The sequence below is a fragment of the Actinomyces sp. oral taxon 849 str. F0330 genome (assembly GCF_000239715.1).
Lineage (GTDB): Bacteria > Actinomycetota > Actinomycetes > Actinomycetales > Actinomycetaceae > Actinomyces > Actinomyces johnsonii.
In genome coordinates this window covers 55,524-81,491 of sequence record NZ_JH470354.1, presented here as the reverse complement: position 1 = coordinate 81,491, position 25,968 = coordinate 55,524, and the positions used below count along the sequence as shown (strand labels likewise).

General features: G+C 65.8%; 21 protein-coding genes. 5 read left to right on the top strand and 16 right to left on the bottom strand.

The genetic code is table 11. The features are described from left to right. Positions 1-119 precede the first annotated feature (119 nt). The gene (locus HMPREF0975_RS09845; protein ID WP_009234012.1) at positions 120-1,937 is read left to right on the top strand and encodes a phosphotransferase; all 1,818 of its coding nucleotides are present in this window, start codon (positions 120-122) and stop codon (positions 1,935-1,937) included. A gap of 139 nt (positions 1,938-2,076) precedes the next feature. Further along, entirely contained in the window at positions 2,077-2,958 is an 882-nt protein-coding gene (locus HMPREF0975_RS09840) for a glycosyltransferase family 2 protein (RefSeq protein ID WP_009234011.1), read from the top strand. A gap of 28 nt (positions 2,959-2,986) precedes the next feature. On the opposite strand, the gene HMPREF0975_RS09835 is transcribed toward HMPREF0975_RS09840, so the two are convergent. The 8 genes from HMPREF0975_RS09835 to HMPREF0975_RS09800 all read right to left on the bottom strand — a co-directional run bounded on the left by HMPREF0975_RS09835 (position 2,987) and on the right by HMPREF0975_RS09800 (position 11,416). Continuing rightward, positions 2,987-4,084, bottom strand: a complete 1,098-nt coding sequence (locus tag HMPREF0975_RS09835) for an acyltransferase family protein (RefSeq protein ID WP_009234010.1) — start codon at positions 4,082-4,084, stop codon at positions 2,987-2,989. A 41-nt stretch (positions 4,085-4,125) separates the two neighbouring features. Continuing rightward, positions 4,126-5,391, bottom strand: coding sequence for a lipopolysaccharide biosynthesis protein (locus tag HMPREF0975_RS09830; RefSeq protein ID WP_009234009.1), 1,266 nt, complete (start codon positions 5,389-5,391; stop codon positions 4,126-4,128). 12 nt (positions 5,392-5,403) lie between these two features. Then, positions 5,404-6,321: a LicD family protein gene (locus HMPREF0975_RS09825; protein WP_009234008.1), complete on the bottom strand. Its 918-nt coding sequence runs from the start codon at positions 6,319-6,321 to the stop codon at positions 5,404-5,406. A gap of 104 nt (positions 6,322-6,425) precedes the next feature. Continuing rightward, on the bottom strand, positions 6,426-6,812 hold the full coding sequence (locus HMPREF0975_RS09820; RefSeq protein WP_009234007.1) for a DUF2304 domain-containing protein: 387 nt from the start codon (positions 6,810-6,812) through the stop codon (positions 6,426-6,428). After that, positions 6,809-7,564, bottom strand: coding sequence for a glycosyltransferase family 2 protein (locus tag HMPREF0975_RS09815; RefSeq protein ID WP_009234006.1), 756 nt, complete (start codon positions 7,562-7,564; stop codon positions 6,809-6,811). Before HMPREF0975_RS09815 ends, HMPREF0975_RS09820 begins: the two co-directional genes overlap by 4 nt. An 89-nt stretch (positions 7,565-7,653) precedes the next feature. After that, a complete protein-coding gene (locus HMPREF0975_RS09810; protein WP_009234005.1) occupies positions 7,654-8,586 on the bottom strand; it encodes an SDR family oxidoreductase in 933 nt (310 codons plus the stop codon). A gap of 89 nt (positions 8,587-8,675) precedes the next feature. Next, positions 8,676-10,151, bottom strand: coding sequence for a hypothetical protein (locus tag HMPREF0975_RS09805; RefSeq protein WP_009234004.1), 1,476 nt, complete (start codon positions 10,149-10,151; stop codon positions 8,676-8,678). Positions 10,152-10,294: 143 nt separating this feature from the next. Then, positions 10,295-11,416 (bottom strand): glycosyltransferase family 4 protein, encoded by a 1,122-nt coding sequence (locus HMPREF0975_RS09800; protein WP_009234003.1) that lies wholly within the window; start codon positions 11,414-11,416, stop codon positions 10,295-10,297. Between the two features lie 167 nt (positions 11,417-11,583). Here HMPREF0975_RS09800 and HMPREF0975_RS09795 point away from each other — a divergent pair, with 167 nt between their 5' ends. The 3 genes from HMPREF0975_RS09795 (at position 11,584) to HMPREF0975_RS09785 (ending at position 15,063) form a co-directional block, all read left to right on the top strand. Continuing rightward, on the top strand, positions 11,584-12,696 hold the full coding sequence (locus tag HMPREF0975_RS09795; protein WP_009234002.1) for a glycosyltransferase family 4 protein: 1,113 nt from the start codon (positions 11,584-11,586) through the stop codon (positions 12,694-12,696). Positions 12,697-12,773: 77 nt separating this feature from the next. Then, entirely contained in the window at positions 12,774-13,817 is a 1,044-nt protein-coding gene (locus HMPREF0975_RS09790; protein ID WP_049939760.1) for a glycosyltransferase family 2 protein, read from the top strand. A gap of 136 nt (positions 13,818-13,953) precedes the next feature. Beyond that, positions 13,954-15,063 (top strand): glycosyltransferase family 2 protein, encoded by a 1,110-nt coding sequence (locus HMPREF0975_RS09785; RefSeq protein WP_009234000.1) that lies wholly within the window; start codon positions 13,954-13,956, stop codon positions 15,061-15,063. Between the two features lie 23 nt (positions 15,064-15,086). Here the strand turns inward: HMPREF0975_RS09785 and HMPREF0975_RS09780 are convergent, their stop codons facing one another. From HMPREF0975_RS09780 to HMPREF0975_RS09745, 8 genes are all read right to left on the bottom strand, one after another. Next, entirely contained in the window at positions 15,087-16,388 is a 1,302-nt protein-coding gene (locus tag HMPREF0975_RS09780) for an ABC transporter ATP-binding protein (RefSeq protein WP_009233999.1), read from the bottom strand. 8 nt (positions 16,389-16,396) lie between these two features. After that, entirely contained in the window at positions 16,397-17,263 is an 867-nt protein-coding gene (locus HMPREF0975_RS09775; RefSeq protein WP_009233998.1) for an ABC transporter permease, read from the bottom strand. A gap of 4 nt (positions 17,264-17,267) precedes the next feature. Further along, positions 17,268-18,374: an NAD-dependent epimerase/dehydratase family protein gene (locus HMPREF0975_RS09770; RefSeq protein WP_049939734.1), complete on the bottom strand. Its 1,107-nt coding sequence runs from the start codon at positions 18,372-18,374 to the stop codon at positions 17,268-17,270. 165 nt (positions 18,375-18,539) lie between these two features. Beyond that, entirely contained in the window at positions 18,540-19,649 is a 1,110-nt protein-coding gene (locus HMPREF0975_RS09765) for an acyltransferase family protein (RefSeq protein ID WP_009233996.1), read from the bottom strand. Beyond that, positions 19,646-21,556 carry a rhamnan synthesis F family protein gene (locus tag HMPREF0975_RS09760; RefSeq protein WP_009233995.1) on the bottom strand — a complete coding sequence of 637 codons (1,911 nt, stop codon included), beginning with the start codon at positions 21,554-21,556 and terminating at the stop codon, positions 19,646-19,648. The genes HMPREF0975_RS09765 and HMPREF0975_RS09760 overlap by 4 nt, the downstream gene beginning before the upstream one ends. Before the next feature lie 80 nt (positions 21,557-21,636). Beyond that, positions 21,637-22,479, bottom strand: coding sequence for an NAD-dependent epimerase/dehydratase family protein (locus tag HMPREF0975_RS09755; RefSeq protein WP_009233994.1), 843 nt, complete (start codon positions 22,477-22,479; stop codon positions 21,637-21,639). 327 nt (positions 22,480-22,806) lie between these two features. Then, positions 22,807-24,849 (bottom strand): rhamnan synthesis F family protein, encoded by a 2,043-nt coding sequence (locus tag HMPREF0975_RS09750; protein ID WP_009233993.1) that lies wholly within the window; start codon positions 24,847-24,849, stop codon positions 22,807-22,809. A 236-nt stretch (positions 24,850-25,085) separates the two neighbouring features. After that, a partial coding sequence (locus tag HMPREF0975_RS09745) for a glucosaminidase domain-containing protein (RefSeq protein WP_009233992.1) occupies positions 25,086-25,968 on the bottom strand: 883 nt, incomplete at its 5' end.

The window sequence follows — 25,968 nt, the reverse complement described above, 5'->3', positions numbered from 1 at the left end:
GTCTCTCGTCACCTCTGCACGCTCCTCCGAGCCCACCTCGGCAGTTCAGTTCTCGCCCTCGACATGCTATCTTCGAACAACGTAGATTCTGCCGCTTTACTGAACGGATGGTGGAGGCGATGGCAGGCACCCTGTCGCAGTCGCAGTTCGATGTGCTCTACGCCCTTCTGCGGGCCGATGACGCCCTCACCCAACGCCGGATCCAGGAATCCACAAGCATGTCCCTGGGGCGGGTCAACGCCGTCGTCCGCGAGTGCGAGGCGGCCGGTTACATCCTGGAGCGCCACCTGACCGAGGCGGGCCGAGCCGCCCTGGAGCCCTACCGGGTGAACAACGCCGTCATCATGGCTGCGGGGCTGTCCCAGCGCTTCGCCCCGATTTCCTACGAGCGCCCCAAGGGCATGCTGCGCGTGCGCGACGAGGTCCTGGTCGAACGGCAGATCCGCCAACTGCACGAGGCCGGCATCAAGGACGTGACGATCGTCGTGGGCTACAAGAAGGAGTACTTCTTCTACCTGGCCGAGCAGTTCGGCGTGAAGATCGTCGTCAACGACGACTACGTCTCGCGCAACAACAACGGCTCCCTGTGGCTGGTGCGCGACATCCTGGCCAACACCTTCATCTGCTCCTCGGACGACTACTTCACGGACAACCCCTTCGAGTCCCACGTCTACAAGGCCTACTACTCGGCCCAGTACATCGAGGGCCCCACCGAGGAGTGGTGCATCACCACAGGCCCGGGCGAGCGGATCACAGACATCGAGGTCGGGGGCGCTGACGCCTGGATTATGCTCGGGCACGTCTACTTCGACCGGGTCTTCTCCGCCACCTTCCGGCGCATCCTGGAAACGGTCTACCACCTGCCCGAAACGGCGCCCAAGCTATGGGAGGCGATCTACATCGAGCACGTCAAGGAGCTCGACATGGTCATGCGCCGCTACCCCGAGGGCATGATCAACGAGTTCGACTCGGTCGACGAGATCCGCTCCTTCGATCCCAAGTTCATCGAGAACGTGGACTCCGAGGTCTTCGACCACATCTCCGAGGCCCTGGGCTGCCGCAAGACGGACATCTCGGGCTTCTACCCCCTCAAGCAGGGGCTGACCAACCTGTCATGCCATTTCGCCGTGGACGGCGAGGAGTACGTCTACCGCCATCCCGGCATCGGCACCGAGGAGATCGTCGACCGTCATGCCGAGGCGGCCGGCCTGCGCCTGGCCTGCGAGCTCGGCCTGGACACGACCTTCGTGGCCGACGACGACGTCAAGGGGTGGAAGATCTCCCGGTTCGTGCCAGAGGCCCGCAACCTCGAGACCGCCAATGTCGACGAGCTCAGGCGGGCCATGCGCATGGCCCGCAGGCTGCACACCTCCGGCAAGACGCTCGAGCGGGACTTCGACTACATCCGGGAGGCCCTGCGCTACGAGCAGCTGGTCGAGCGCCACCATCCCATCGACGTCCCCGACTACGTGGAGCTGCGCGCCAAGGTGATGCGACTCAAGGTCGCCGCCGACGCCGATGGTTTCGAGCGGACGCCCAGTCACAACGATTTCTACCCACCGAACTTCCTGGTGGCCGCCGACGGCCACATCGATCTCATCGACTGGGAGTACGCTGGCATGTCCGACGTCGCCAGCGATTTCGGGACCTTGGTGGTGTGTACGCAGATGAGCGTTGAGCGCGCCGACGAGGCGATCGGCTACTACTTCGATCGCACCCCCACCACTCTGGAGCGCCGCCACTTCTGGTCCTACGTGGTCTTCGCGGGCTGGTGCTGGTACGTGTGGGCGCTGGCCAAGGAGGCCGAGGGCGACGACGCCGGTCAGGACATCTTCACCTACTACCGCCACGTCACCGACTACGTCGACGCCCTGCTGTCCTGGTACGAAGGCGGGGAGGAGGCGGTCCCGGCAGTCTTCGCTGGCGGCGCAGACTGACCAGCCCGCACCCTGAGGAAAGACCGGAGCCAGTCGGATGATTCACACCGTACGTCCAGGCGGCCCATGTCCAGCCTGGCTAGACTGCTGACTCATCGCGAATACGTGCGGTCGGCGACCATCAGTGACCAGGAGACTCATGCTCGACATCATGCTCCCGTTCTGGGGCGAGCCCCGGTACCTGTACGAGACGGTTGAGGCCGTCCTGCGCCAGACCGATGAGCGCTGGCGGTTGACCGTCGTCGATGACTGCTACCCGGATCCTGAGGTGCCCGAGTACTTCGAGCGCCTGGGCCACCCACAGGTCACCTACATCCGCAACGAGGAGAACCTCGGTATCACCGCGAACTACGAGCGCTGCATCGAGATGGCCTCGGCGGACCTGGCGATGCTCCTGGGCTGTGACGACATCATGCAGCCCGACTACGTGGCACGGGTGCTGACTCTTCATGAGAAGTTCCCGCAGGCGGACATCCTTCAGCCCGGGGTCCAGATCATCGATTCCCAAGGGCGCGCCGTGAGCACACTGACCGACTCGATCAAACGCGTCGTCATGCCGCGCACACGCCAGCCCCTCCTGCTCAGTGGCGAGGAGCTGGCCGCCTCCCTGCTCAAGGCGGACTGGCTCTACTGGCCCTCGCTGACCTTCCGCCGTGAGGCGCTCGTCTCGACACCCTTCCGCCCCGGCTTCCCCATCATCCAGGACCTGGCCCTGGTCATCGACATCATTGCGGCCGGCGGCTGCCTCCTACTCGATCCGCACATGTGCTTCTCCTACCGGCGCCATGAGGAGTCCGCCTCCTCGACGTCACTGTTCGATGGGCGCCGGTTCGCCGGCGAGCGCACCTACTTCGCCCTGGCCGCCCGCATCATGCGGCGCAACGGCTGGCACCGGGCCGCACGCGCCGCGAAGCGGCACACGATCTCACGGGCTCACGCCCTGTCGCTGTTGCCGACGGCGCTGCGCCGTCAGGACTCGACGGCGGTACGCACCCTGACCACTCACATCCTGGCGCGTTGACCCCTCCATCGCCGAGCAGGGCATGAGTTCAGCGGGCCTGCTGGCGCAGGTCGCCCCAGGGGCGGCGCCCCCGGGACCAGCGCATGGCAGCGCGCTCGATGCCGAGCCAGCTGGCCACCGACAGGATGATGGTGACGAGACCGGCCACCAGCAGCAGGAGGGGCAGGCCATGGCGGTGCATCCCCAGCAGAATGAGTAGCTGGAGAACCGGGAAGTGGTAGATGTAGACGCCGTAGGAGATGTCGTGGACTTTGATGATCTCCGGCGAGGGCAGGACCGCACCGAGCCACAGGACGACGTAGGCGATGAGCGGCGAGGCCAGCTGGGCGCCGAAGCTCGGTAGCGCCAGGATGAGTGCCACGGCCCCGGACGTCGAGGCGAGCGCGGTCCACGGCCTCATGGGGATGCGCTCGCGCAACTGGTACATGAGTGCTCCGCCCAGGAAGTAGGGCAGCATGAAGATCAGCAGGGCGAATTCACTGTTGCCGTCCACGTAGGGGCCGATCCGGTTGATTCCGGCGTGCATGGCGACACTGACCAGGAACAGCAGCGCCGTGGGCCACACGTGGGAACGGATGAACTTCCAGGACAGGAAGACGCCGATAATGATGTAGCACCAGAACTCGTAGTAGAGGCTCCACAGGGATCCGTTCCAAGCCCCGGGATAGGGCACGGAGGCCAGCGTCGTGCCGATGTTGTAGGTGGAGATGTGCAGCAGGATGTTGGAGTAGACGTAGCTTCCGGGCGTGGGACTCGCACCGAAGAAGCCATCAATCGTTCCCTTCTCGATGACATGGGCGGCCGGCGCCATGACGAAGGCGACGAAGACGAGGGAGAACAAGAAGCCGGGGAAGATACGAGTGACCCGGTTGATGAGGTAGGGACCGGCGTCGGCGCGCATGCGCGAGCCCGTAATGAGGAAGCCGGAGATGGCGAAGAAGCCGACGACGCCCCAGCTGCCGAGATGCTGTCCGGCCACCTCGTACCCGTCTCCGGTTCCGGCGAGGATGTCCGCATGGGAGTAGAAGACCAGGAAGGCCAGCACCAGCCGGAGAAGGTTGAGGGCGTTGTCGCGGGACCCGAGGTCACGAGGAGCAAACAAACCGGCTGAACGGGGCAATGGCATGCGCGCCAGCCTATCGGAGCCGTTCCACCGTCACCTCTCGGTCACGAGTGTCCTTCGCCGCTATGTGTTGCGACGGCGCGCTGCTGGAACAGGGCGAAGAGGAGAGCCAGGACGCTCATTCCACAGGTATAGGCGATGGAGACGCCCAGGAGGCCTTGTGAGGGGACGAGGAGGACGAACATCAGCGTCATCGCCACGGCCGCAAGGGCGTATCCCACGAAGACGAGCTTCTGAAGCCGCATCGTGGTCAGGGCGTAGTAGAGGACGACGCTGGCGGCATTCATGGCTCCGCCGAGGACCAGAACCATGAGCTCGGCGCGGAACATGGAGATATCCGTGCCGTAGACGAATCCCAGTATGGGAGCACCTGCCAGGAAGGTGACCGTTCCAACGACGACGAACGCCCCGACGGTCACCAGCAGCCCGCGCCGGATGAGCCGGTTGAAACCGAGCAGGTCGGCGCCGACCCACAGACTCGCCATGGAGGTGAGCAGGGGGCGGAAGACCATGATGGAGAGCAGATTGATCGCCATGGCAGGCATGAACAGGATCGTGAAATATCCCTGCTGAGTGGAGTCGAGATAGTGCTTGATGGAGAATCTCGGCGCACTCGCCAGGTACATGGAGATGAAGGATGCCAGGCACAGGGGCAGGCAGATGATCAGCAGCTCCTTGATCAGCCGAGATTCCCACACGGGCCGCTGCGGGAAGAGACCGCGCGCCCGAGGCACGTAGAGGAGCACCGTGGCGACCAGGGAGACGGCCAGCGTGACGACCGTCGAGCTCAGAAGCTCACCGGTGGCAATGAGCATGCCGGAGAACACCGCTGCCGTCGTCAACGAGCGCCAGAACCAGGACTGTCCCCCGATGTCGAGACGGCCCGCCCGCTGAAACTCGCTGACGTAGACATCCTCGAAAGCGTCGAAGAGGCGAAGGGAGGCGATGAGGATGATGAGCAGCATGTCTCCGAGCCCGTCACCGAAGAGCACCGCGTAGCCGACGATGCCCAGGATCATGAGCCCCACTGTGACGATCCTGGTGGCCAGGTAGGTACCGAAGCTGAAGCGATGCTCTAAGTCGGTGACCTGGTACGGCCTGACCTCGTACACGCCCAGGGGCTGGAACTGCTGCCCGGCCTGGTAGGCCAGTCCGAAGACTCCGCCCGCGGCGAGTCCGGCGGAGCGGGTGACAACTACCGTCAGAATGACCGTCGCCAACGACATCATGGCGGAGGCGGCGGTGTTCCAGAAGTAGTCGCGGCTGACCTGCGACCTCTTACTGTTCTGAGTCTCCTCCATGCGAGGCATGCGCTGCGGCCTTCAGTCGGCCGCAGCGCCGGTAGTCCCGGAGGCCGGCTCGGTGCTCGTCTCAGCAGTATCGGCGTAGGGGCCGAAGTCGATCTCGCAGGGCTTATGGTTGCGGCGCTGTTCCAGAGGCGGCAGCTCCATGTAGTCGCCGTAGGAGCGGCGCATCATGGCGTCATAATTACGGGCGACCTGGACGGTGATGTTCTCGAAGGGGAGGTCGAGGGGAGGGTAGAGGTCGTCCATGGTAACAGCCCAGTTCTCCGGGTCACGCATGGAGAAGTCGGCCATTCGCTTGGTGGTGGCGTGCTCGTAGGTGCGCGCGGCCTTCTCCCAGCGCCCCTGGAGTGAGCGCGGGGTGGCGCGCATGAGGCGCAAACCGACGTGGATCGCCGAGGTGATCGTGTAGATCGCCATGCGCTTGGCCCCGGTGATGCCGATGAGGTAAGGGGTCGGCGTGCCCTGGAGGTAGAGGAGACGGCCCCACAGCCAGGTCTTGCGGCTCATCCTGCGGAAGGCGCGAACGTCGTCAGGCACGTTGTCCACGGGCAGGATGTCCAGAGAGATCGGCATCCGGTAGGCGGAGCCCTTGCCGAACTCAGGGATCAGGAGGGTGCCTTTCAGACCGAGTTTGGTGAACATGAAGGGGTACTCGGGGCGGGTCCTGGTGTTGTCGATCTGGTAGTCATCCGGCAGGACCGAGGGCGCCTCGGCGAGGAAGCGCTCGTAGTCGGCGCGAGTCATGAGCACGTCGACGTCGTCGTCCCAGGGGATGAAGCCCTGGTGGCGAATCGCCCCGATCATGGTGCCGCCGTAGACGGAGTAGGGGATGTCGAGGCGGCGGCAGGTGTCGTCGAAGTCCTTGAGCATCTTCAGAAGCAGAGCCTGGATGCGCCTCAGCAGCTCCGGGTCGTCCAACAGCGCTTCAGACACGGTCTGACACTCCTATCGTTTCTCAGCCATGGTTGCGTCGGCCTCCCGACGAACCCGCATGCGATTGTGCCACACAGAGAACGTGGTTCTAACGGCGATCCCGATCAAGCGGAATCGGTCGAAGAATCCGCAGGCCGAGTAGCGGATTCGGACTTCAGCGAGTCAATCTCTGCTCGTAGGAAGGCGATCTCCTCAGCGAGACGGCGGCGCTCCTCATCAGACTGCGACAGGTCGACGCTGAACCGGAGCGATAGCAGGAGCATGATGACCCCGGCCAGGAAGAAGGCAAGATTCAGCGGGACCTTGACGCCCACGAGGTGGGCCGTACCCTCCAGGACACTGGGGAAGACCGAGATGACCGCCACCGCGATCGCGATGACCAGCCACCAGGTGGCGTAGCGCTCCTTCATACCCTGGTTTCGCATCCTGAAGAAGATGCCGAGCAGGACGATGAAGGCGAAGATGACTCCCAGCCAGTAGGTACTCGTCATCCCTGAACCTCCCTGGGCTCTGTCGTCTTGAACTGCGAGCTCGGTCGGCTCAGCGACACCCCCAGGGCGAGGAAGGCCCTGATGAGGAACCGCGCGGCCTTGAGCGGGCCGTGGGACGGAGTCCCTCCGGCGCGCGGGCGCATGACGACGGCAGCCTGCCGGATGCGTAGCCCGGAGCGCTTGGCGATGACCAGGGCCTCGATGGTGTCACCGAGGTACTCGGCAGGGTAGTCGTGGGCGAAGAGACGGATGGTGCGTCTGTTGGCGAGTTTGAAGCCGGAGGTGGTGTCTGTCAGCCGGGTTCCGCAGACTCGCGAGAGGATGACCGACAGGAACTTCATTGCCCACTGGCGGGGGCCTCGCACCTTGTAATCGCCCTTGCCCGCGAAGCGGGCGCCGATGACCAGGTCAGCGTCTTCAGCCTCAGCTGCGGCGAAGAGGGTCTCGATTTCGGCGGGATCGTGCTGTCCGTCGGCGTCGAGCTGAATGGCGCGGCGGTAGCCGTGACGCTCGGCATAGAGGTAGCCGGCGCGCATCGCTCCCCCAACCCCGAGGTTCAGGGGCAGGTCGAGAACAGCCGCGCCGGCATCACGCGCGATCTGGGCGGTGGCGTCGGTGGAGCCGTCGGAGACGACGAGAACGTCGACCCTGTCCCCGGCAACGCGTCGAACCTCCTCGATGACGGAGCCGATGATGGCAGCCTCGTTCCATGCAGGCATGATCGCCAGGGAATCGTGCTGAACAGTGGCCATGAAACTTCTGACACTCCTCACGCCTACGGACTGAGGCAACTATACGCGGCCGGTCCGCGGCCCATTCACATCCGGGCCCGGCCAGTTACCTACTCCAGAAGCTCGCCGAGGTAGTCCTCGAGCCGCTCCATGGAGTCGGCGGGAGTGAAGCCCGTGGCCTTGATCTTGGCGAGATCCAGAGCTGAGCTCAGGGGACGCGGTGCGATTCCCTCCTGCCCGGAGTAATACTCCGCGGTGGTGACAGGTGTGACCTCGTCGGGGTTATGGCCGGCGCGCTCGTAGACCCGCTTGGCGACGTCGGCCCAGGAGACGATCGGCCCCTCGCCGGAGAGGTTGTAGGTACCGAACTCGGCTCCCGAGGAGAGCAGGTGGATGATGCCCGCCGCCAGGTCGGAGGCGAAGGTGAGGCGGCCGGTCTGGTCGGCCACGACGCTTGGGGTGATGCCGCGCTCGGCCAGGGAGAGCATCGTCTTGACGAAGTTCTTGCCGTCACCCACCACCCAGGATGTGCGCACCAGGTAGTGGCGCGGGCAGACGCTGACGGCGGCGTCGCCGGCGGCCTTGGACTGACCGTAGACACCCAGTGGCGAAGGAGTCTCCGCTTCGGTGTGGACCGGCGTGGCGCCGTCGAAGGTGTACTCGGTGGACAGGTGCACCAGGGTCAGACCGTGCTGAGTGGCGGCGCGGGCCAGGTTGACCGGTCCGACCGTGTTGGCCCGCCAGGACAGGCGGCGCCCCTCCGGAGTCTCGGCGCCGTCCACGTTGGTCCAGGCGGCGGCGTTGATGACGACGTCGTAATTCGACCAGTCCCAGGCGGACATGGCGGCCGTGTCCGAGATGTCCACCTCCGGCAGATCGACGCCGGTGGGCGCGAACCCGGCCTGCGGCAGCAGGGCCATGAGTGCGCGCCCCAGCTGGCCATTCGCACCGGTGACGAGAACGCGGCTGCACTGCTCACCATTTGCGCTCCCAGTTCCCGGAAGGGAGGTTTCCTCGTTCCCCAGAGTCGTGGTCTCGTTCACTGGCCGATTCTTCCTTCCCGCCGGGCGTCATCTCGCCGAAGTCTCACTATGGTCCGTCTGAGGAAGCCTACACGAGCGCGCTGACAGCCTCAGTTGATGTAGGCGAAGTGAGCCGCGTAGTAAAGGGCACCAACGGCGAAGATCATGAGGAGTCCCTGAGCCGCCTTCCCGGTGAGTCGGCCGCACAGGGGTACCGCGAGTACCGGGATGAGCACCATGACGTAGCGGTTGAGGACCCCGGTGCGGGCGCCGAAGACGATGGCGAAGAACAGGATCGTCATCGGGCCCACGGCGGTGCAAGACAGCAACGCCGAGCGTGCGAAGGCCCGCTCGATGACGGTCGTCTTGACGTCGAACATGGCGGTGGCCACTGCGCCGGCTATGAGGAGGGCAACGAGTACATTGGGGAAGATGGACCAGGGCGAGGTCAGCCCTGACCACCCGGTGCCGGCGAAGACCAGCTGGTAGGCATCGTCTAGGGAGGAGAAGACCGTCAGCCCATCGAGGTTCGCCGGTGGGTCCAGCGGCGGCCGGTCGACGACCGCGGCGACCGTATGAGCGCGGATCACCATCCAGATCGTCGATCCCGCCAGCGGCAGAACCACCAATGCGATCGCCTCCCACAGACGCGGCAGGCGCAGACGGCTTTCACCATCGGTCGCTTCACCATCGCGCCTCAGCCGGCGCCGTACGAGGACGGTGATCGTGTACCAGGCGAGGAACACCAGCGCCGCCACCACGCAGAACACGTTCTGGAACTTCACGAAGGAGAAGACGATCGATATCCCGATGAAGGGCCAAATACTCCACTCCCCCCGCACGTAGAGCACCATGGAGGCGATGATGAGAGTCCCCGCCAGGAGATTGAGGGCGTCAGGGGTGACGTAGGCGTTCGTCAGACGGAACCCGGGCATGGAGGCGACGGCTATCGGAAGCGCCACCGCCACGCCCCATCGGGCTCCGAGTCGACGCAGCATCCAGGCCAGGGCCACCATCCCCAGCCACAGCCACACGGCGCCAGTAAGCCGGGCGGCCGTGATGAGCTCCATGTGGAAGAAGCGTTGCAGCGGCCAGGACATCCACCCGGTGAGGAAGAAATAGGCTGGCGAATGGATATCGGCCGAGGTGTAGCCGTAGATGAAGGTGTCGGAGTCGGGTACGTACGGTGCGCAGGTTCCCTGGAAAATAAGCTTGCTGGGGTCGCCGTAGCCCACGCCGCGACAAGCCGCCAGGACCCGGGCGTACTGATCCGTCTTATCCCCGGTGAAGACCACGTCCCAGCGCTGGGCCTTGTTGACGGCGTCGATGTACTGGAACTCATCGACGACGGACAGCGGCAGGTGACGCTCCATAAAACGGTAAGTGAGTACCCCCGAGATGAGCGCGAACAGCCCACTCAGCGCTATCCACTGCACCTGGGGAAAAGCCAGAATCCGACCAGACAGCCTCGCACGAAGGTTCCGGTTATCATCTGCATTCTTGTCATAGTCGACATCAGAGTGCTCTTCAGCAGCGGACTCTGATGATTCCTCCGCCGGTGTCTGCTCGACATGCGACGTTTCCATACGTCTCCATCCGATCATGTACGGATCATTTCCTGTCACTGTGTCGACTGGGGAATCGACATCGTCAGCGACGTCGCCGCGGCAACCGCCCGGCAACGTCACGACTGAGTTTACCGATATAGATCGGCAAAACCCCCAATACTTTACCGCGCCATGGCTGCGTGGTAGGCCTCGATATGTGCCTGGGCGGAGGCCCTCCAGGTGAATTCGTCGGCCCGCTTGGCTGCGGCGGCGCCCAGGGCGCGGCGCCGCTCGGGGTCGGCGTCCAGGAGCACCAGGGCGCGGGCGATGGACTGGGCGTCCGAGCCGCAGTAGGCCACGGCGTCTCCCCCGACTTCCGGCAGGCTCAGCTCGCGGGTGGTGAGCACGGCCGCCCCGCAAGCCATGGCCTCGAGCACCGGCAGCCCGAAGCCCTCACCGATGGAGGGGTAGGCCAGGATCTCGCAGCCGGACAGGAACCCGGGCAGGTCCTCCAGGGGCAGGTAGCCGGGCCGCAGGACGCTCAGATGCGGGGGTACCTGGGCCAGGGCGGGTTCGATGTCGGCATCCCAGCCGGGGCCGCCGGCCAGGACCAAGGCCGGGGCGTCGTCGGAGTCGCGGAAGACGTCGGCCCAGGCGCGCACCAGGTTGGGGACGTTCTTGCGGGGCTCCAGGGTCCCCAGGAAGCCGATGTAGCGCTTCCCCTCTAGTCCGAGGGTGGCGGCCACGCGCGCCCTCTCGGCGTCGTCGACCGGGTGGAACACCGAGGTGTCCACGCCGTGGTAGGCGATGTGGAATCGCTCGAGGCTGCCGCCGACATAGGTGATGGTCTCGTCTCGGGTGGCTAGGGAGGGGACGACGAGCGCGTCGGCCCCGTGCACGGCCCGGCGGATGGCGCGGGTGAAGAACTTCTGCTTGAAGGGCGAGTGGGCCTGCGGGTGGGAGAAGAAGGTGGCGTCGTGCAGGGTGACGACCACGGGTACCTGGTGCAGGGCTGGGAAGGTGTAGTGGGGTGAGTGCAGAACGTCGGGACGGATCCGGTGGATGAGGGCTGGCAACCCCGTCTGCTCCCAGGCCAGGCGGGCACCGCGCGACTCCATGGACGCAGGCACTGGGAAGAGATGGGCGCGGGGCGCCTTGGCGGAGAAGTGCGCCACGTCCCGCTGTTGGACGGCCATGGCCAGGTTGACGCCGGAGGCGATGAGCTCGGGGACGAGGTCGTCGATATAGCGCCCCACGCCTCCGAGATCAGCCGGGATCGCCGTCGCATCGAGAAGAACCTTCATGGGGGCAGGCTACCGCGCCGCGCACGGCCACCCCGTACTCTGAGCGCATGAGCGCAGACCACTCCCGCCCGGCGCACTCCCCGGCCCCTTCCTCCTCCCCCGTTTCCCACCCCACAGACCCCAATGCCGACCGTCCCCGACGCCCCACCCGCCCCCGAGGCCCACGGGTGGGCATGACCGTCGAGCAGTTGTGGCAGCCTGTCCCGGGGGGCTCCGGTACCTACATCGTCGAACTGGCTAAGGCCCTGCGCACCAGGCAGGTGCCCGTGGCCGGGATCGCCGCCCGCCGCCAAGCGGCCCTCTCACCGCAGGAGGTGGGTCTGCCCTCGATGCCGATGCGCTATTCCCACCTACCGCGCACCGCCCTGTACGAATCCTGGAACCGTCTGGGACTGCCGCGGGCTGAGTCCATCCTGCCCGGAGCCCAGCTCATCCACGCCACCACTTGGGCCCTGCCCGCCACCTCACTGCCGTTGGCCGTCACCGTGCACGATCTGGCGTTCCTGCGCGCCCCTGAGCACTTCACGCCCCGCGGCAACGCCTACTTCAGTCGTTCCCTGGAGCGTGTCATCGCCGAGGCGAGCGCCATCATCGTCCCCTCCCAGGCCACTGCCGACGACTGCATCGCGGCAGGAATCGACGCCGCCCGCCTCTACGTCATCCCGCACGGGGTGCGTACCCGCACCGTCACCGACGAGCAGATCGAGAGTTTCCGCACTGCCCGCGGATTGAGGCGCGACTACATCCTGTGGACGGGCACGCGCGAGCCGCGCAAGAACCTGCTGAGGCTGCTGCGGGCTTTCGCGATCCTGACCGAGGAGCATGACGACGCCGGCGACCTCGATCTGGTCCTCGTCGGTCCGGCCGGGTGGGGCGACGACGCGGCCGAGCGAGAGTTGCTGGCCCGCTTGGGCGATCGGGTCCACGTCACCGGCAGGCTCGACGACGACGAGCTGGCGGCCGCTTACAGCGGCGCGCGGGCCTTCGTCTTTCCCTCTATCTGGGAGGGCTTCGGTCTGCCGGTCCTGGAGGCTATGGCCTACGGCGCCCCGGTGGTCACCAGCTCCGGGACCTGCATGGCCGAAGTGACCGGGGATGTCGGTTTGCTGGCCGATCCCGCCTCGCCCCGTGAGATCGCGGACCGTCTCGCTGAAGCGGTCGGCCCGGCCCACGATGAGCTGGCCCTGGCGGGCCGCGAGCGTGCCCGAACCTTCACCTGGAATGCCTGCGCCGCCGCGCACACGGAGGTCTACCACGCCCTCATCGGGGGTGCGGTGTGACGGAAAATTCCCCCACCGGCTCCGGTGCCCGCGGCGACCGCAGCGACCCCGGTGGCAGTGACGACCGCGCGGGGCTCGTGCGCCGCCCCTCGGCGCGCGTCGTCATCGTCAACTGGCGCCGACCCGAACTGACGATCCGGGCGGCCCGCTCGATCACCGGTCAACTGGGGGGCGGCGACACGCTCGTCGTTGTCGACAACGCCTCCGGCGACGACTCGATCGAACGCATGACCCGGGCGGGTCTGACGGTGGTCCAGTCGAGTAGGAACCTGGGATTCGGGGCGGGGGTCAATCTCGGAGCCCGTGGCATGTGCGAAGACGTCCTCGTCCTGATCAACAACGACGCGGTGGCTGAGCCCGGCTTCCTCGAGGCGATCCTGGCGCCCCTGAGCGATCCGCCGGCCGCCCCGGAGCCCACTCAGCCGGGATCGCCTCGGAGGACGTCGAACTCGGCCCCGGCCGCGGCGACGGCGCGGATCCTGCTGGCCGGTCGCTGGAAGCCGGCCGGCCCTGGCCAGGAGGCACTGGTCTCGCCGCGCACCGGCAGGTGGGTTCGGGTGAGCAACGAGGCGGCCGCCCGGGGCGAGGGCGAGGTCCTGATCAATTCCACGGGCAACCTCGTGGACGCCTCCGGCAACGGCTACGACCGCGACTGGCTGGTACCCGCAGAGCGGGAGCACTCCCCCAGTGAGGTCTTCGGCTTGTGCGGGGGTGCCTGCGCGATCCGGCGCGAGGCGTGGCGGGCCCTGGGTGGCTTCCGCGAGGACCTGTTCATGTACTACGAGGATACGGATCTCTCCTGGCGCCTGCGCGAGCACGGGTGGAGGGTCGTCTACGCGCGCGAGGCGGTGGTGCGCCACGAGCACGCCTCCTCCTCGGGCACCGACTCCCCGATGTTCATCCGGGTCAATGCCCGCAACCGGATTCTGGTGGCCGCCGCCCACAGCCCGGCACCCGTGGTGCTTCAGGCACTGGCCCGTACGCTGGTGCGCGGCTTGCGCGGTCCGCGACGCGGCCCGGTGATGACAGGATTCGCCCAGGCAGTCGCCCGCCTGCCGCGCGAGCTGCATCGACGCTCGGGGGCTTCTTCAAGGCGCTCGGAGTCATCGAGACGCTGCTGAGCCGGCGCCCGACTGCGCCGATCGTGCCTCACCCGCTAGAGTTACGGAACCGAGACGTTGTCGGAGGCCCGAACCCTTCAGCAGCGTCATCAGACACGTCATGTGCCTATCACCGGATCGAGGAGGACCCCAGAAGATGGCTGGAAAGGCTGCACGAGCCCCGAGAGTCACCGTGGTGACCCGCACCCGCAACCGTCCCCTGATGCTCAAACGAGCAGTCCAGTCGGTCGGGGCGCAGTCCTTTCAGGACCTCGAACTCGTCATCGTCAACGACGCAGGGAGCACCGAGCCGGTGGAGAGCGCCCTGAAGAGCGCCCCCGAGTGGCTGCAGGAGCGCACCAGGGTGGTTACCAACGAGACCTCTCATGGGCGTGAGGCCGCCCTGGAGGACGGCCTGGCCGTCTCCTCATGCGAGTTCTTCGCCATTCATGACGACGACGACTCCTGGGAACCCGGATTCCTGGCCGCCTGCGTCGCCCACCTCGACGAGCACCCCGGCCACGGGGCCGTGGCGACGCGCTGCGACCTGATCTCCGAAACGGTCACCGAGGAGGGCCTGAGCGAGGTCAACCGGGGAGTGCTGGCAGCAGACAAGGAGAGCTGGACCCTCATCGACACGATGGTGGCCAACTACGTGCCGCCGATTTCCCAACTCATCCGCCGCGAAGTAGCAGACCGCATCGGCCATTGGGACGGCAACCTGCTGACCCAGGCCGACTGGGACTTCAACCTCCGTCTGCTGGCGACCTCCCCGGTCGGCTTCATCACCGGCGAGCCACTGGCGCACTGGCACCACCGCGACTCCACTGACGAGTCGGTGGGCAATTCCGTCGTCGTCGATGCCGTCAACCATCGCATCGACAATCTCGCCATCCGGGACCGCTACACGCGCCTGTCCCTGGATGATGCCGACGCGAAGGCCTCCGCCTCGAAAGGCCGCCCCGCCGAGCCGGAGAACCTGGGTCTCATGCTCGTCTCGGCCGAGTACTACCACCGGCTCGAAGAGCGCCTGCGCCTGCACGAGGAGAAGCTGGACCAGCAGAACGCGTACCTGACCCAGTCCATCGCGCAGCTCCATGAGGCCATGCACTCCCTGCGCTTCACCATTGGCGACCTGCACGGCTCGATCCGTCACGTCCTGCTTCAGATCCATGAGACCAAGGCGAAGATCGACCACCTCGAGGCCACGGTCAAGCCCTTTTTCCGCACCGTGGCCCAGGGGGTCAAGAAGATTCGGCGGGGCTGAGCAGCGGCCCACCCCGCCGGACCTCAGTCCTCCTTGGTGACCTTGACCATGGGTCGCGGCGGGGTGATGCGCTCGTAGTGGGCGCCCAGGGCCACTAGGCCCCCGGACTCCATGCGCGGCCCCGGGGTGATGTCGAAGGCAGTTGCCTTCTGGTAGGCGTCGATGACGCTGGAGAGTTGCCAGGGCTGGATGGACCCGGAGATGAGGTAGGCGCCTGGACGCAGCATCATGGCGGGGATGGAGATGTCCACGGTTCCTTCACCCGGCTCGATCTGCTCGGGCTGGAAACCGTCGTCGAGGCCGTGCAGGCCCCAGGCGAAGATGCCCTCTCGGGTGTCGATGGAGCAACCGAAGACGGGCTTCTCGATCGTCTCCTCACAGCGGTAGTGCAGGCGGATGGTGGCCTCGTCCCCGGTGCGCATGGAGCTGACCGACCTACCCGCACGGTCGAGCAGCTCGATGCGGCTGATCTGGGCCTCACCGCTGCCGAAGCGGGTACCGATGCCGTCCTTGACCTTCTTGGCGCCGTGGGTGACGTCGGAGTACTTGTCGATGACCACGGGGGCCGGTCCGACCTCCTTGAGCCTGCCGTGGTCGAGCCAGGCGACCTCGTCGCAGAAGGTGCGCATCTGCTCCAACCCGTGGGAGACGACGACGACCGTGCGACCGCCCTCCCGGAACTCGGCGAACTTGTCCATGCAGCGTTCTTGGAACTCCATGTCGCCCACGGCCAGGACCTCGTCGACTAGGAGGATCTCCGGCTCGACATGGATGGACACGGAGAAGCCCAGGCGCACGTACATGCCCGAGGAGTAGTTCTTCACCGGTTGGTCGATGAACTCGCCGACCCCGGAGAAGTCGACGATGTCGTCGAACTTGGCCTCGATCTCCTTTCGGCTCATCCCCAGGATGGCGCCATTGAGGAAGATGTTCTCTCTTCCGGAGAGCTCGGGGTGGAAGCCGGAGCCGACCTCCAGCATGGCGGCCATGCGCCCGCGGGCGGTGATGGAACCGGTGTTGGGGGCCAGGATCTTGGCGATGCACTTGAGCAGGGTGGACTTTCCCGAACCGTTGTGCCCCATGAGCCCGAAGGTCTTGCCCTCCGGGATATCGAAGGTGATGTCCTTCAAAGCCCAGAAATCCTCATAAACGCCACGACTGCGCTGGAGGACCGCGCCCTTGAGGGACTGATTACGGTGGTGGTAGATCCTGAAGCGCTTGGAGACATCCTCAATGCGTACAGCGGGTGCCGTTGAGGATGCTTCTGAGACGGCCCGCGCCGGTGAAGTGAGTGATGATGCGGACGATCCGGTTGATGCAGTCATCTTAAGTGTCAGAGCTCCTCAACGATGCTCGCCGAGTGCCGGCGGAAGAAGGACAGGCCCACCGAGAGCACGACGACCGCCCACACCAGGCAAGCCAGTGAGACGGGCAGCGACGGCAAGGCGAAGTCGTACAGGCAAGATCGGAAGGCCTCCAGGAAGGTCTCAGCCGGGTTGAGGCGCAGGATGGTGGTGAGCGGGATCGGCCCGCCGTTGATCTGCCAGCCCTTGTCGAACAAGTCGTTCTGAACGTTGTTAACCATGGTCAGGGGGAAGACGACGCCGGAGGCGTACATCCAGATCTGGTTGAAGATCTGCCACAGGTGTCCCAGGTCCCGGAAGTAGACGGTGGCGATGGACAGGATGAGGCCCAGTCCGACGGCGAACATACCCGCCAATAGTGTGACGACGACCAGCGCCGGAAGCATGAGGAGGACCCCGGGTCCCCCCATGATCATGGCTATGATGGTCAGGACGACCAGCTCGAAGGCGAAGTCCACGGCCAGCGACAGGACCGCGGAGTAGATGAGTACCTGTCGGGGGAAGTAGACCTTCGTGAGCAGCCCCGAGTTATCCACGAGGGCGTTCATGGAGGACATGATGCCGCTGGAGAAGAAGGTCCAGCTGAGCACCCCGATGCCGATCCACAGTGCGAAGGAGTCGATGCCGGAGTTGCGGCCCGGCACAACGCCGCCTCGGAAGACGACGCCGAAGATGAGGGCGAAGATAGCGATCGTGGCCAGGGGGTTGATGAAGGACCACAGGCGTCCCAGCGTCGTGCCCTTGAACTCGGAGGAGACCGAGCGCTGAGTCAGGCGCAGGGTGAGGTCCAGCGTCTGGCGGGCTTCCTCCGAGCGGAGAAGTCGGGAGAGCTGCATGGTTTCACACCTCCGTCGCGGTGTCGGTGGACATGGCCGTGGCTGTTTCAGCGGAGGCGTCCTCCTGGGCGTCGATCCAGTCGCACAGACGATTGATGCCCTCGGTGACACCGACCAGGGGCTCCCAGTCCAGCGCCTGGCGGGCGCGAGTGGTGTCCGCCCAGGCGGCACGCACATCACCGTCGCGGAACTGTCCGGTCACGTGCGGGGCAGGGGCGCCGTAGTGCTCGGCGATCGCCTGGGCGATCTGCATGATGGTGGTGCGCTCCCCCAGGCCGATGTCATAGGGCTGCACGGCGGCAGGTGAGTGCAGGACACCGGCCACGATGGCGGAGGCGACGTCATCGATGAAGACAAAGTCGCGCACGATCTGACCGTCCTCGTAGACCGGGATGGATTTGCCGGACCTGGCCAGGCGGGCGAAGAGGGAGACGATGCCGGTGTAGGGGTTGATGAGGGACTGGCCGGGACCGTAGACGTTCTGGAGCCGGTAGAGCACCGGAGTGACACCGAAGGAGCCGCACCAGGAGGTCACGAGGTTCTCCTGGCAGAACTTGGTGGCGGCGTAGACGTTGGCCGGGGATGCCTTGACGGTGGTGGAGGACTGGACCGAAGGGGTCAGGCCCTTGAAGTCCCACTGCCCGGCCCGAAGCATCGCATGCGTGCGCTGACCAGGGTAGGAGGGGCGGCCCTCGTGATCGACCCATTGCCCCTCGCCGTAGACGGCTCGGGAGGAAGCCAGGACGATCTTGTCCGGGCGGATCTCGTGGCGCACGAGGGCGTCGAGCATCTGGGTGGTACCGACGACGTTGACGCTTGCGTGACGGGAGGCCTCGGTGAGGGACTGGCCGGTGCCAGTCTCGGCGGCCAGGTGCACGATGACGTCAGGAGCGGCCTCGGCCAGAGCATGGTCCCAGTCCTCCGCCACCGACACGTCCAGGCGGTGCAGCTCCACGCGCTCGTCGAGCTCGGCGGGACGCCCCTGGGACGGGTGGATCTGCGGGTGCATGTTGTCCAGGGCCACGACGCGGTCGAAGGCGTTCGCCAGGTCGCGCGAGATCGCGCAGCCGATAAATCCGGCACCACCTGTGACAAGGCAGGTACGGGTCACGAGGGTCTCCCTTAGGTAGTCGAGTCGGGCCAACGGAGCGCGCACGGAGCACACCGCGACCTCACCACTATTCTCAGCGCTGCCATGGCGGATCGTGCCGGCAGATACCGTTGCCTTCGACACGCCGACGGGTTGCACGCCACTCTCAGCGGCCGCCGGCGGCTCTCAGCGCTCAGCCTCGGACACCTCGGGGCGCCAGCTCATGCCCTTGAAGGCCTTGGTGACGAAGGCGACGACAATATCAGCGACCCTCACCAGCGCCACTGACAGGGCGAAGATAATGACGCACTCGGCAGCCAGCAGCATGTAGCGCTGAATGGGATAGAAGCCGTAGACGTTAACCTTCTGAATGACCAGCAGGATCACCACGTGGTGGACGAGGAAGATCGGGTAGGAGTACGTGGCGATGAGGCTGACGAAGGCCCGTACGGGCTGGATCGCCACGTAGCGGCCCGCGACCACGAGGATGAGGAAGGCCGAGATGCCCACGATTGTGGTGCCCACGTCCTCGGGGATCTCCTCGGGGAGCATCGCGGAGACGGCCAGGACCGCTGCCGCAGGAATAACGGTGGCCCAGTGCACCCGGCGGACGTAGAGGACGAAGTAGCTGCCGAAGGCCAGCTCGGGAAGCCTGGTGGTGAGGATCATGGCCGAGGGGTAGCCCGGGAAGTAGCGCTGCATGATGAGCACCGTGGCGGCGTAGGCCGCCAGGATCATGACGCCGGTGATGACCGGGAATCGGTCAATGGCCCACAGCAGCAGCGGGAAGACGACGTAGTACAGGAGGATGAATCCGAGGAACCATTCGCCCAGCAGGTACATCGTGGGCCAGCCGAAGGCTGAGACGAGACCGTCAACTCCCAGCAGTGTGAAGATGAAGGACTTCGACGGGCCGGCGTTGGGCGGTCGCCCATTGAAGATGAGGAAGTAGTAGAGCGTCCCCAGCACCCAGGCGGTCCAGAACATCGGGTAGATGTTGAGGAAGCGTTTCCAGTAGAAGCGTTTGAGGTTGATCGGCCGCCGATAGGTGAGGGTCAGGGCGGCACCGGAGATGATGAGGAACAGGGAGACGCCCAGGGCACCCACGTAGATGCCGAAGGGCTGGAAGGTCAGGACGTATCCGCCTCCGTGATCCTTGAGATGGAAGTTGAAGTGGGTGAGGACGATGAGCAGGGTGGCCAGCGCCCGAATGAGGTCCAGGTAGAAGACCCTGGGTCTCTTCCTCGCGGGTGCGGCCGGCTGCGTCGCGGCCACCGGTGCTGCGGCCGCGCTCATCTCAGGAGACCTCGAGCCTTGCGATACATAGTCTTCAACGGCCCTTTCAGCGGAGCCGGCACCCGCGGTCCCACTCGCCTCTTGACCCCTTTGACCTGCTCCTTGACACTGTCCTTGGCCCACTGCTGAGTCGTCCGATTGTCCCGGACCATCCCCACCATCTGCATTTCTGAGCCCCTACCGAAGCGGTCACCGACGGCGGAGGTCAGGTCGCGCACGTAGAAGGACAGGTTCGTCAACTCGATGCGGGCGAAGGAGTCGGAGAAGAGCCAGCCGCAGAAGTAGCCCGCCCCCTGGGCGACGTAGCCGTGTGACCGCTCGATGGCGTGCATGATCGTGCCGTCGATGGGGCAGGGCTCGGGCGGGAACTCCTCCCACTGCCAGTCGTGGTCGAACAGCGGCTTGAGAGCCTGAGGGCGGAACCAGAACATGGATCCCAGCGGAGCGATGGGCTCCTTGGCCGGGTCAAGAGGAACATCGAGTCCCAGTTCGCGCAGGAGCGCCTTGGTGCGGTCGAAGTTGGGGCCCCATCCGTACGTGAAGACCGGGAAGTAGTCGGCGTGGTTCGGTGGCGTGGGAGCCAGGAAGCCCAGACGCGGCTCGGCGTCGAAGGTGGCGATGACGTTCTTGACGAAGTCTCGCGTAGGAAGCAGGTTCTCGAAGCACTTGTAGGCGAATCCGTCACCCACGGAGTACGGGTAGAGTTGGGTGACTTTCTTGTCGTGCGTGAAGCACACGACGTCGTAGTTGTGGACGACGTCCTTCCACGCCACGAGGAAAGGGCCGACGTCGCGCCCCCGGTTCTCCACGAGGCGCACCTCAATGTTGTAGGGCAGCCCCTCGCAGGCAGCCTTGACCTGCTCCACCTTCTCCGGGGTGGAGGTGCTCAGGAAGATGTCGATAGCCTCGGGCATATTGCGGATGTACTTCAACGTGGGCTCGACCAGATCCATGTAGTACAGGTGCGCGATGAGGGCAATCTTCTGTTTCTTGGGCTCGCGGACGACCGCCTGCGTGGGTAGGACGTAGGTGAGCTGGAGATTCTTCACCAGGTCCGCCATGTTCATCGAGCGCAGGGCGTTATCCCAGATGAGGTCCGTGTCGAAGTCCGTGTGGTCGCGCAGGTAGGCGTAGAGCTCGATACTGGACTCGCCTACGGACTGGTTGAGGACGTCGTCGTAGGGGCGGAAGAAGGAGCGGCGTTTGAAGATCGGGCAGCGCTTGTCCCGGATGACCTCGACCGGGGCGAAGAGGATCGGGCAGAAGGTGTATCCCTCCATGTCCTCGGTGTTGACGTAGACGTCGGAGGTGAAGCCGAGGCGCTCGAAGCGCTGGGTGAAGGGGACCTCGTGCATGCCCACCGACTGCTCGTAGCCGTTGATCTCCGGCATCTCGTCCCAGTAGTCCTGGAAGGCCTTGGAGGTCACCAGGGAACGGCGGTAGGCGTGGAAGTGGGACTGGAGGTGGCGGGGCAGGTAACCCTCGAGGGCGTAGCCAAAAGGATCAAAGGAGACTTCGTGGAACCAGGTGATGCCCCAGAAGTCGATGTTCCGGCCGGCCATCTCGGTGAACATCTCCTCAAAGGGGTAGACCGGCCCCATGATGGTGACGTTGAACAGCACGACCTCGTCGAACTCGGCGAGCTTCTTCCAGCCGTAGGAGTCCAGGCCCGTCTTGTAGGCCCAGACGTCGAGCCCCTTGTTCTCACGCAGGATGATGTTATCGGTGAAGACGCTCAGCTTGGCGTAGCTCTTGGCCGTCAGCTCACCGTTGACGACGATGACCAGCTCGGAGAGGTTTTTCACCATATCGGCGAGCAGGGTCTCCACGTAGGAGTCCACGATGCCCTGGGCATCGAAGAAGAAGAAGATGCCGAGTCGCGTCGGGTCCTCGCCAAGCGTTGCCATGATGTCCCTTCTGGGCAGTGGTCCGGGCCGCTCACCGCGGCAGAAGAAAGAAGCAGAGGAATGTGGTGCCTCAGGGCACGTCAGCCCGCGCTCGAGGCGAGGATACGGCGGATCTTCGTCGGATCGCCCCACACGCCGGGCGAGTCGTAGGGCCGGTCCGGGAAGGCTCCGTACTCCAGGGTGATGTTCAGGTCGTTTTCCCGGATGTATGCCTCGACGCGCTCGGCCAGGGTCATCGGCTCACCGGTGCAGGCGTTGATGACGCCGTTGACCTCGGTCTGGTCGACGATCGCGGCGATCTGCTCGCCCAGGTCGTCCACGGAGATGAAGTCGTAGCGGTTCTTGCCGGTGGTGAAGGGGAAGGTGGTGCGTCCCTCCTCCGCGGCGGCCAGGAGCTTGGAGAAGATCGAATTGCCGAACTTGTCATCGCCGACGATGTAGTAGGCACGGATCCACTGGGCCACAGCATCGTGCGCCTGGGCGGACAGGAAGGTGGCCTCCCGCAGGGCGTTCTTGGCGATGCCGTACAGGGAGGCAGGGTGGCAGGGGGCGGTCTCGTCGATGGCGCCTTCCCAGTAACCGACCTCGTGCATGGTGCCCATGACGGCGAGCTGGTGCAGTCCGCCGGCGTAGAGGTTCTCGATGAGGTGGAAGTGCTTGGCCAGGTCGTCCAGGTGCGCATGGGAGGCGTGCTTGAAGCCGTCGCGCCAGGCCATGTGCAGGACGACGTCGGGGCGCCCCATCTGGTCGTAGATGTCGGCGTCGCCGGAGAAGAGGTCCAGGGCGACCTTCTCCGCCCGGTCGTCGACGCCGTCGAGCCGCAGGTCGAGGGCCTTGACATCCAGACCCCGCTCCAGCAACGCGGTGACGACGTGGCGGCCGATGTAGCCGCCGGCTCCAGTGACGAGAACTGTCTTTGCCATGGCTCCGGATACTAACAGGTGCGGTGGTGGAACGATCGCATCGTCCTACCGGAGATGGACATGAGGAAATTGCCGTTGACAACGGTCCGTTCTCCGCGGCCGGGAACTGGTCGGCCACGGGATGGATCTCAATGACGGCCTTGCCGTCCTCGGTCATCCCACGGTGGTCGTGACGGCGTATTTCCCACTCCCGCGCAGAGCGAGCCCCTTGGCCGGGAAACGGCGGGCATGAAGTAGGGAGGCACGAAGTAGGGAATCGGCACGAGCGCACAGACCCCGCCGGCGGGAGATGCGGGGGGCGCACCTCCCGGTATGGCGACACTTCTTTCAGCCTTCTCCGTGACGACGACGGACGTCGCGGAAGCGCCTGCCGGCGGTCGTTGCGGCACGCACCAGATCCGCGGCACCGCTGGTCACGTAGCGGTAGGCGGGTTTGAGGGCGTCGGCCACCTCCGGGTGGCGCGCATCCATGTAGGAGCGCACTCGCGGTCCGAGGCCGGCCTCGGGGCCGAACCGAGCCTGGAGGAACCTGACCTGCTCGTCGGTGTAGGCCGGCAGGTCCGCGGTGACGGCCCGCTGCTTGTGGGCCAGGGAACCGTAGAGCCGTCCGGCCCAGGCGGGAGTGAGGACCTCGCGGGGGTGGAAGCCGGTGGACATGGCCGCGTAGATGGTCAGTAGCTCGAACACCTCAGCGGCCCGGGCGCGTTTCAGACGTTCCACCGACTGATCGGGATCGGTGGCGGCCTGCTCGGTCAGATGCACGAGCTCCTTGGCGCCCTCGCTCAGGACGCGCAGCGCCTCGGGGCGGGCCAGGAACATGGCGCCGACCGGCGTCGCCGGGGCCATCGGGTCGAGGACTGCCGTCAGGCCGAGCCTGCGGGACAGGGCCTCGGCGGCACCGTCCAGACCGTCCCACTGGGGTCCGCCATGGGGCCGGCCGATATGGCAGGCAGCGGGCATGACCACGCCGAGGCTGGAGTGACGCTCGAAGAGGTCGATGAGGCCCGCCATATGGCCGGGCGAGGCGAGCAGGCAATCGAGAATCTGCCGACGGGCGACGTCGTCGGCTCTCCCGGGAGTTTTGGACAGGGGCCCGGTGTTGATCGCGAGGACCAGATCGACGCTTTTAGCGCCGTCGTCACCACTGTTACCGTCGGCATCGCCATCCGGACTGCCGTCGCGCCCGGGGTCCCACAGATCGTCGCACTCGGTGAGGAAGGCGATGGTGCCGCGCGGATCGAGATCGCGGACCCTGCGGAATGCGACCGCTCGCGCTCCGTCCTCCCTACCTGGGGCGCGCCCGGTGACTCGCTCCAGCTCCGCCGCACCCAGTTCCGTGGGCGAGGTGACCACGACCCGCCAGTGCACCGGCAGGCTCGCCAAGCGTTCCGGGAGACGGTCCGCCTCGGCGCGCTCGATCCCCTTCCTCCCGGCCGGGACGTACACGACGACGCAGCCCGAGGGCTCCGGCGTCGACGGCTTCGCCCAGGAGTCGGTGTCGACGGGGGACTCGGCGATGACCTCGGTGAGCCCGGCGTTGACGATGAGGTCGCGGGCGGCCGCGGTGTGGACGACGTCGGACAGGATGAGATCCTCACAGTAGCCCGCCTGTGCGGCGGCCTCCAGCAGGTCCCCGCCGACGACGGCCTGCCGGTCCTGGTGGAGCGGATCGTGAAAGAAGGCCCGGCGTTTGAGCAGCGGGCAGCCGTTGGCCAGCAGCGCCGGGGCCTCCTCGATGGCCGGGTTATCCGAGCTGTAGCGGTCCACGGGAAAGGCAACCTCGTAGGAATGGCCAAGCCCGGTGAAATGACCGGTGAAGCGCGACTCGTGCCACTGGATGGAGTCGCGGTAAGAGGAGACCGACGGCATCTGCTCCCAGTAGGCGCGGAAGGCGGGGTCCGTCAGGAGCCTGCGGCGCACCGCGATCCAGTGGGACTGGATGTGCCGGGGCAGCTCGCGCCTGGCGAGGAAGGGATGGGGGCGCATGACATCGTGCTCGGTCATGCCCCAGAACGAGATGTCGCGCCAGTCCTCGGCGCGGGCGAGGACCTCCTCCCAGGGTCGCACGGGGGCGTAGTAGGTGTGGTTGGTCAGGATGATCTCGTCGAAGTCCGCGAGCCGGTCCCAGCCGAGGTGCTCCAGTCCCGCACGATAAGCGCCGACGTCGAGTCCTTCGTTGGGGCGCTCGATGACCTCGTCGCAGGCGTCCTCCAGCCGCGCCCGGTCAGTGTCGCCGATGGGCGAGTTGGAGACCACCAGGATGTGGTCGGCGTGGGGCCGCAGAGAAGCCAGGGCACGGGTGACGTAGTCGCGGACGCGATCGTGAGGATCGAAGTGGAAGTAGATGATTCCTCGGTTTCCTCGGGTCACGTGGGTCCTCCCCCGGCAGAGTTGGTCAGAGCGAGCAAGTCAGAACTAGGTAGGCACTGGTATAACGATGAACGCTGGTGTTTCGAGTCAACACTGTTCAGTCTCTCACGCCCGGCACCGTACACACCGATCTGGAAAGCAGGAAAAGCGGGGCCGAACTCCCCATGAGGAAGCCCGACCCCGCCTGGAACGGCATCTGGATCGACGGCTGGATCCATGCCGTCGGGACAGCCCGTCTAGCCGAAGTACCGGTCAATCATGGATGCCAGGTCGTTGCCGTAGTTGCGAGCGGTAGCCCAGCCGGTGCGCTGAGGGTTCTCCTGGATACCCAGGTGCTCCACATAGACCGCCGATCCCTTGCGCACGTACGTGAAGCGGGGGTCGACCAGCGGACGGGAGAGCGCCTGGGGCGTCGCACTCGAGTCGGCGTAGGCCCGCAGGTGCTGGACCTGGGCACGCAACCCGATCTGGACACTCGAGAAGGAGGCACCCGCCGCTCCCCCGCCGGTGGCTCCCAGCCCGCCAAAGTTAAACTGCCCGATCGCGACATCGCCTCCGAACTGGAGCCAGGCGGTTTCCTTCATCACCTGGGCGAAGAGCAGCTCGGGGCTAACGCCCTCGGCCACCGCTTCGTCGTAGAGGGTGGTGAAGAAGCTCTGAGCCGTGTCGGCCCCACCCTTGGACAGAGCCGCGGACGGATAGGCGTGGCCCGAGCTGTTGTAGGCAGAGACCATCGTGGCGATGACCTGCTCCCTGCTCGCGGTGGGCTCAGCCAGCACCGGGTGCAGACCCTCGTAGCCCTGCCAGGCGCCCCCGGCGGCGAAGGTGGACCAGCGCCCATCAATCTTGACGCGGCCGGTGACCATGGCTCCGCCCTTGGAGGCGTCCAGGTAGTACCAGTTCCCGGCGTCGGCCACCCATCCGGTGGCGAGGGCGCCGTCAGAGTTCAGGTAGTACCAGGAGCCGCCGTCACTGACCCAGCCGGTCGCCATGGCTCCGCCCTTGGAGGCGTCCAGGTAGTACCACGCGCCCGGCGTCGGCCACCCATCCGGTGGCGAGGCGCCGTCGGAGTTCAGGTAGTACCAGGACGCCGCCGTCACTGACCCAGCCGGTCGCCAT

What these genes read in the sequence shown, in the direction of transcription:
- HMPREF0975_RS09820 (WP_009234007.1), bottom strand. Translation starts at nt 6,812, where the DNA reads ATGACGAGTACCTACTGGCTGGGAGTCATCTTCGCCTTCATCGTCCTG.
- HMPREF0975_RS09760 (WP_009233995.1), bottom strand. Translation starts at nt 21,556, where the DNA reads ATGGCAACGCTTGGCGAGGACCCGACGCGACTCGGCATCTTCTTCTTC.
- HMPREF0975_RS09765 (WP_009233996.1), bottom strand. Translation starts at nt 19,649, where the DNA reads ATGAGCGCGGCCGCAGCACCGGTGGCCGCGACGCAGCCGGCCGCACCC.
- HMPREF0975_RS09840 (WP_009234011.1), top strand. Translation starts at nt 2,077, where the DNA reads ATGCTCGACATCATGCTCCCGTTCTGGGGCGAGCCCCGGTACCTGTAC.
- HMPREF0975_RS09800 (WP_009234003.1), bottom strand. Translation starts at nt 11,416, where the DNA reads ATGAAGGTTCTTCTCGATGCGACGGCGATCCCGGCTGATCTCGGAGGC.
- HMPREF0975_RS09835 (WP_009234010.1), bottom strand. Translation starts at nt 4,084, where the DNA reads ATGCCATTGCCCCGTTCAGCCGGTTTGTTTGCTCCTCGTGACCTCGGG.
- HMPREF0975_RS09755 (WP_009233994.1), bottom strand. Translation starts at nt 22,479, where the DNA reads ATGGCAAAGACAGTTCTCGTCACTGGAGCCGGCGGCTACATCGGCCGC.
- HMPREF0975_RS09830 (WP_009234009.1), bottom strand. Translation starts at nt 5,391, where the DNA reads ATGCCTCGCATGGAGGAGACTCAGAACAGTAAGAGGTCGCAGGTCAGC.
- HMPREF0975_RS09845 (WP_009234012.1), top strand. Translation starts at nt 120, where the DNA reads ATGGCAGGCACCCTGTCGCAGTCGCAGTTCGATGTGCTCTACGCCCTT.
- HMPREF0975_RS09780 (WP_009233999.1), bottom strand. Translation starts at nt 16,388, where the DNA reads ATGACTGCATCAACCGGATCGTCCGCATCATCACTCACTTCACCGGCG.
- HMPREF0975_RS09775 (WP_009233998.1), bottom strand. Translation starts at nt 17,263, where the DNA reads ATGCAGCTCTCCCGACTTCTCCGCTCGGAGGAAGCCCGCCAGACGCTG.
- HMPREF0975_RS09815 (WP_009234006.1), bottom strand. Translation starts at nt 7,564, where the DNA reads ATGGCCACTGTTCAGCACGATTCCCTGGCGATCATGCCTGCATGGAAC.
- HMPREF0975_RS09805 (WP_009234004.1), bottom strand. Translation starts at nt 10,151, where the DNA reads ATGGAAACGTCGCATGTCGAGCAGACACCGGCGGAGGAATCATCAGAG.
- HMPREF0975_RS09785 (WP_009234000.1), top strand. Translation starts at nt 13,954, where the DNA reads ATGGCTGGAAAGGCTGCACGAGCCCCGAGAGTCACCGTGGTGACCCGC.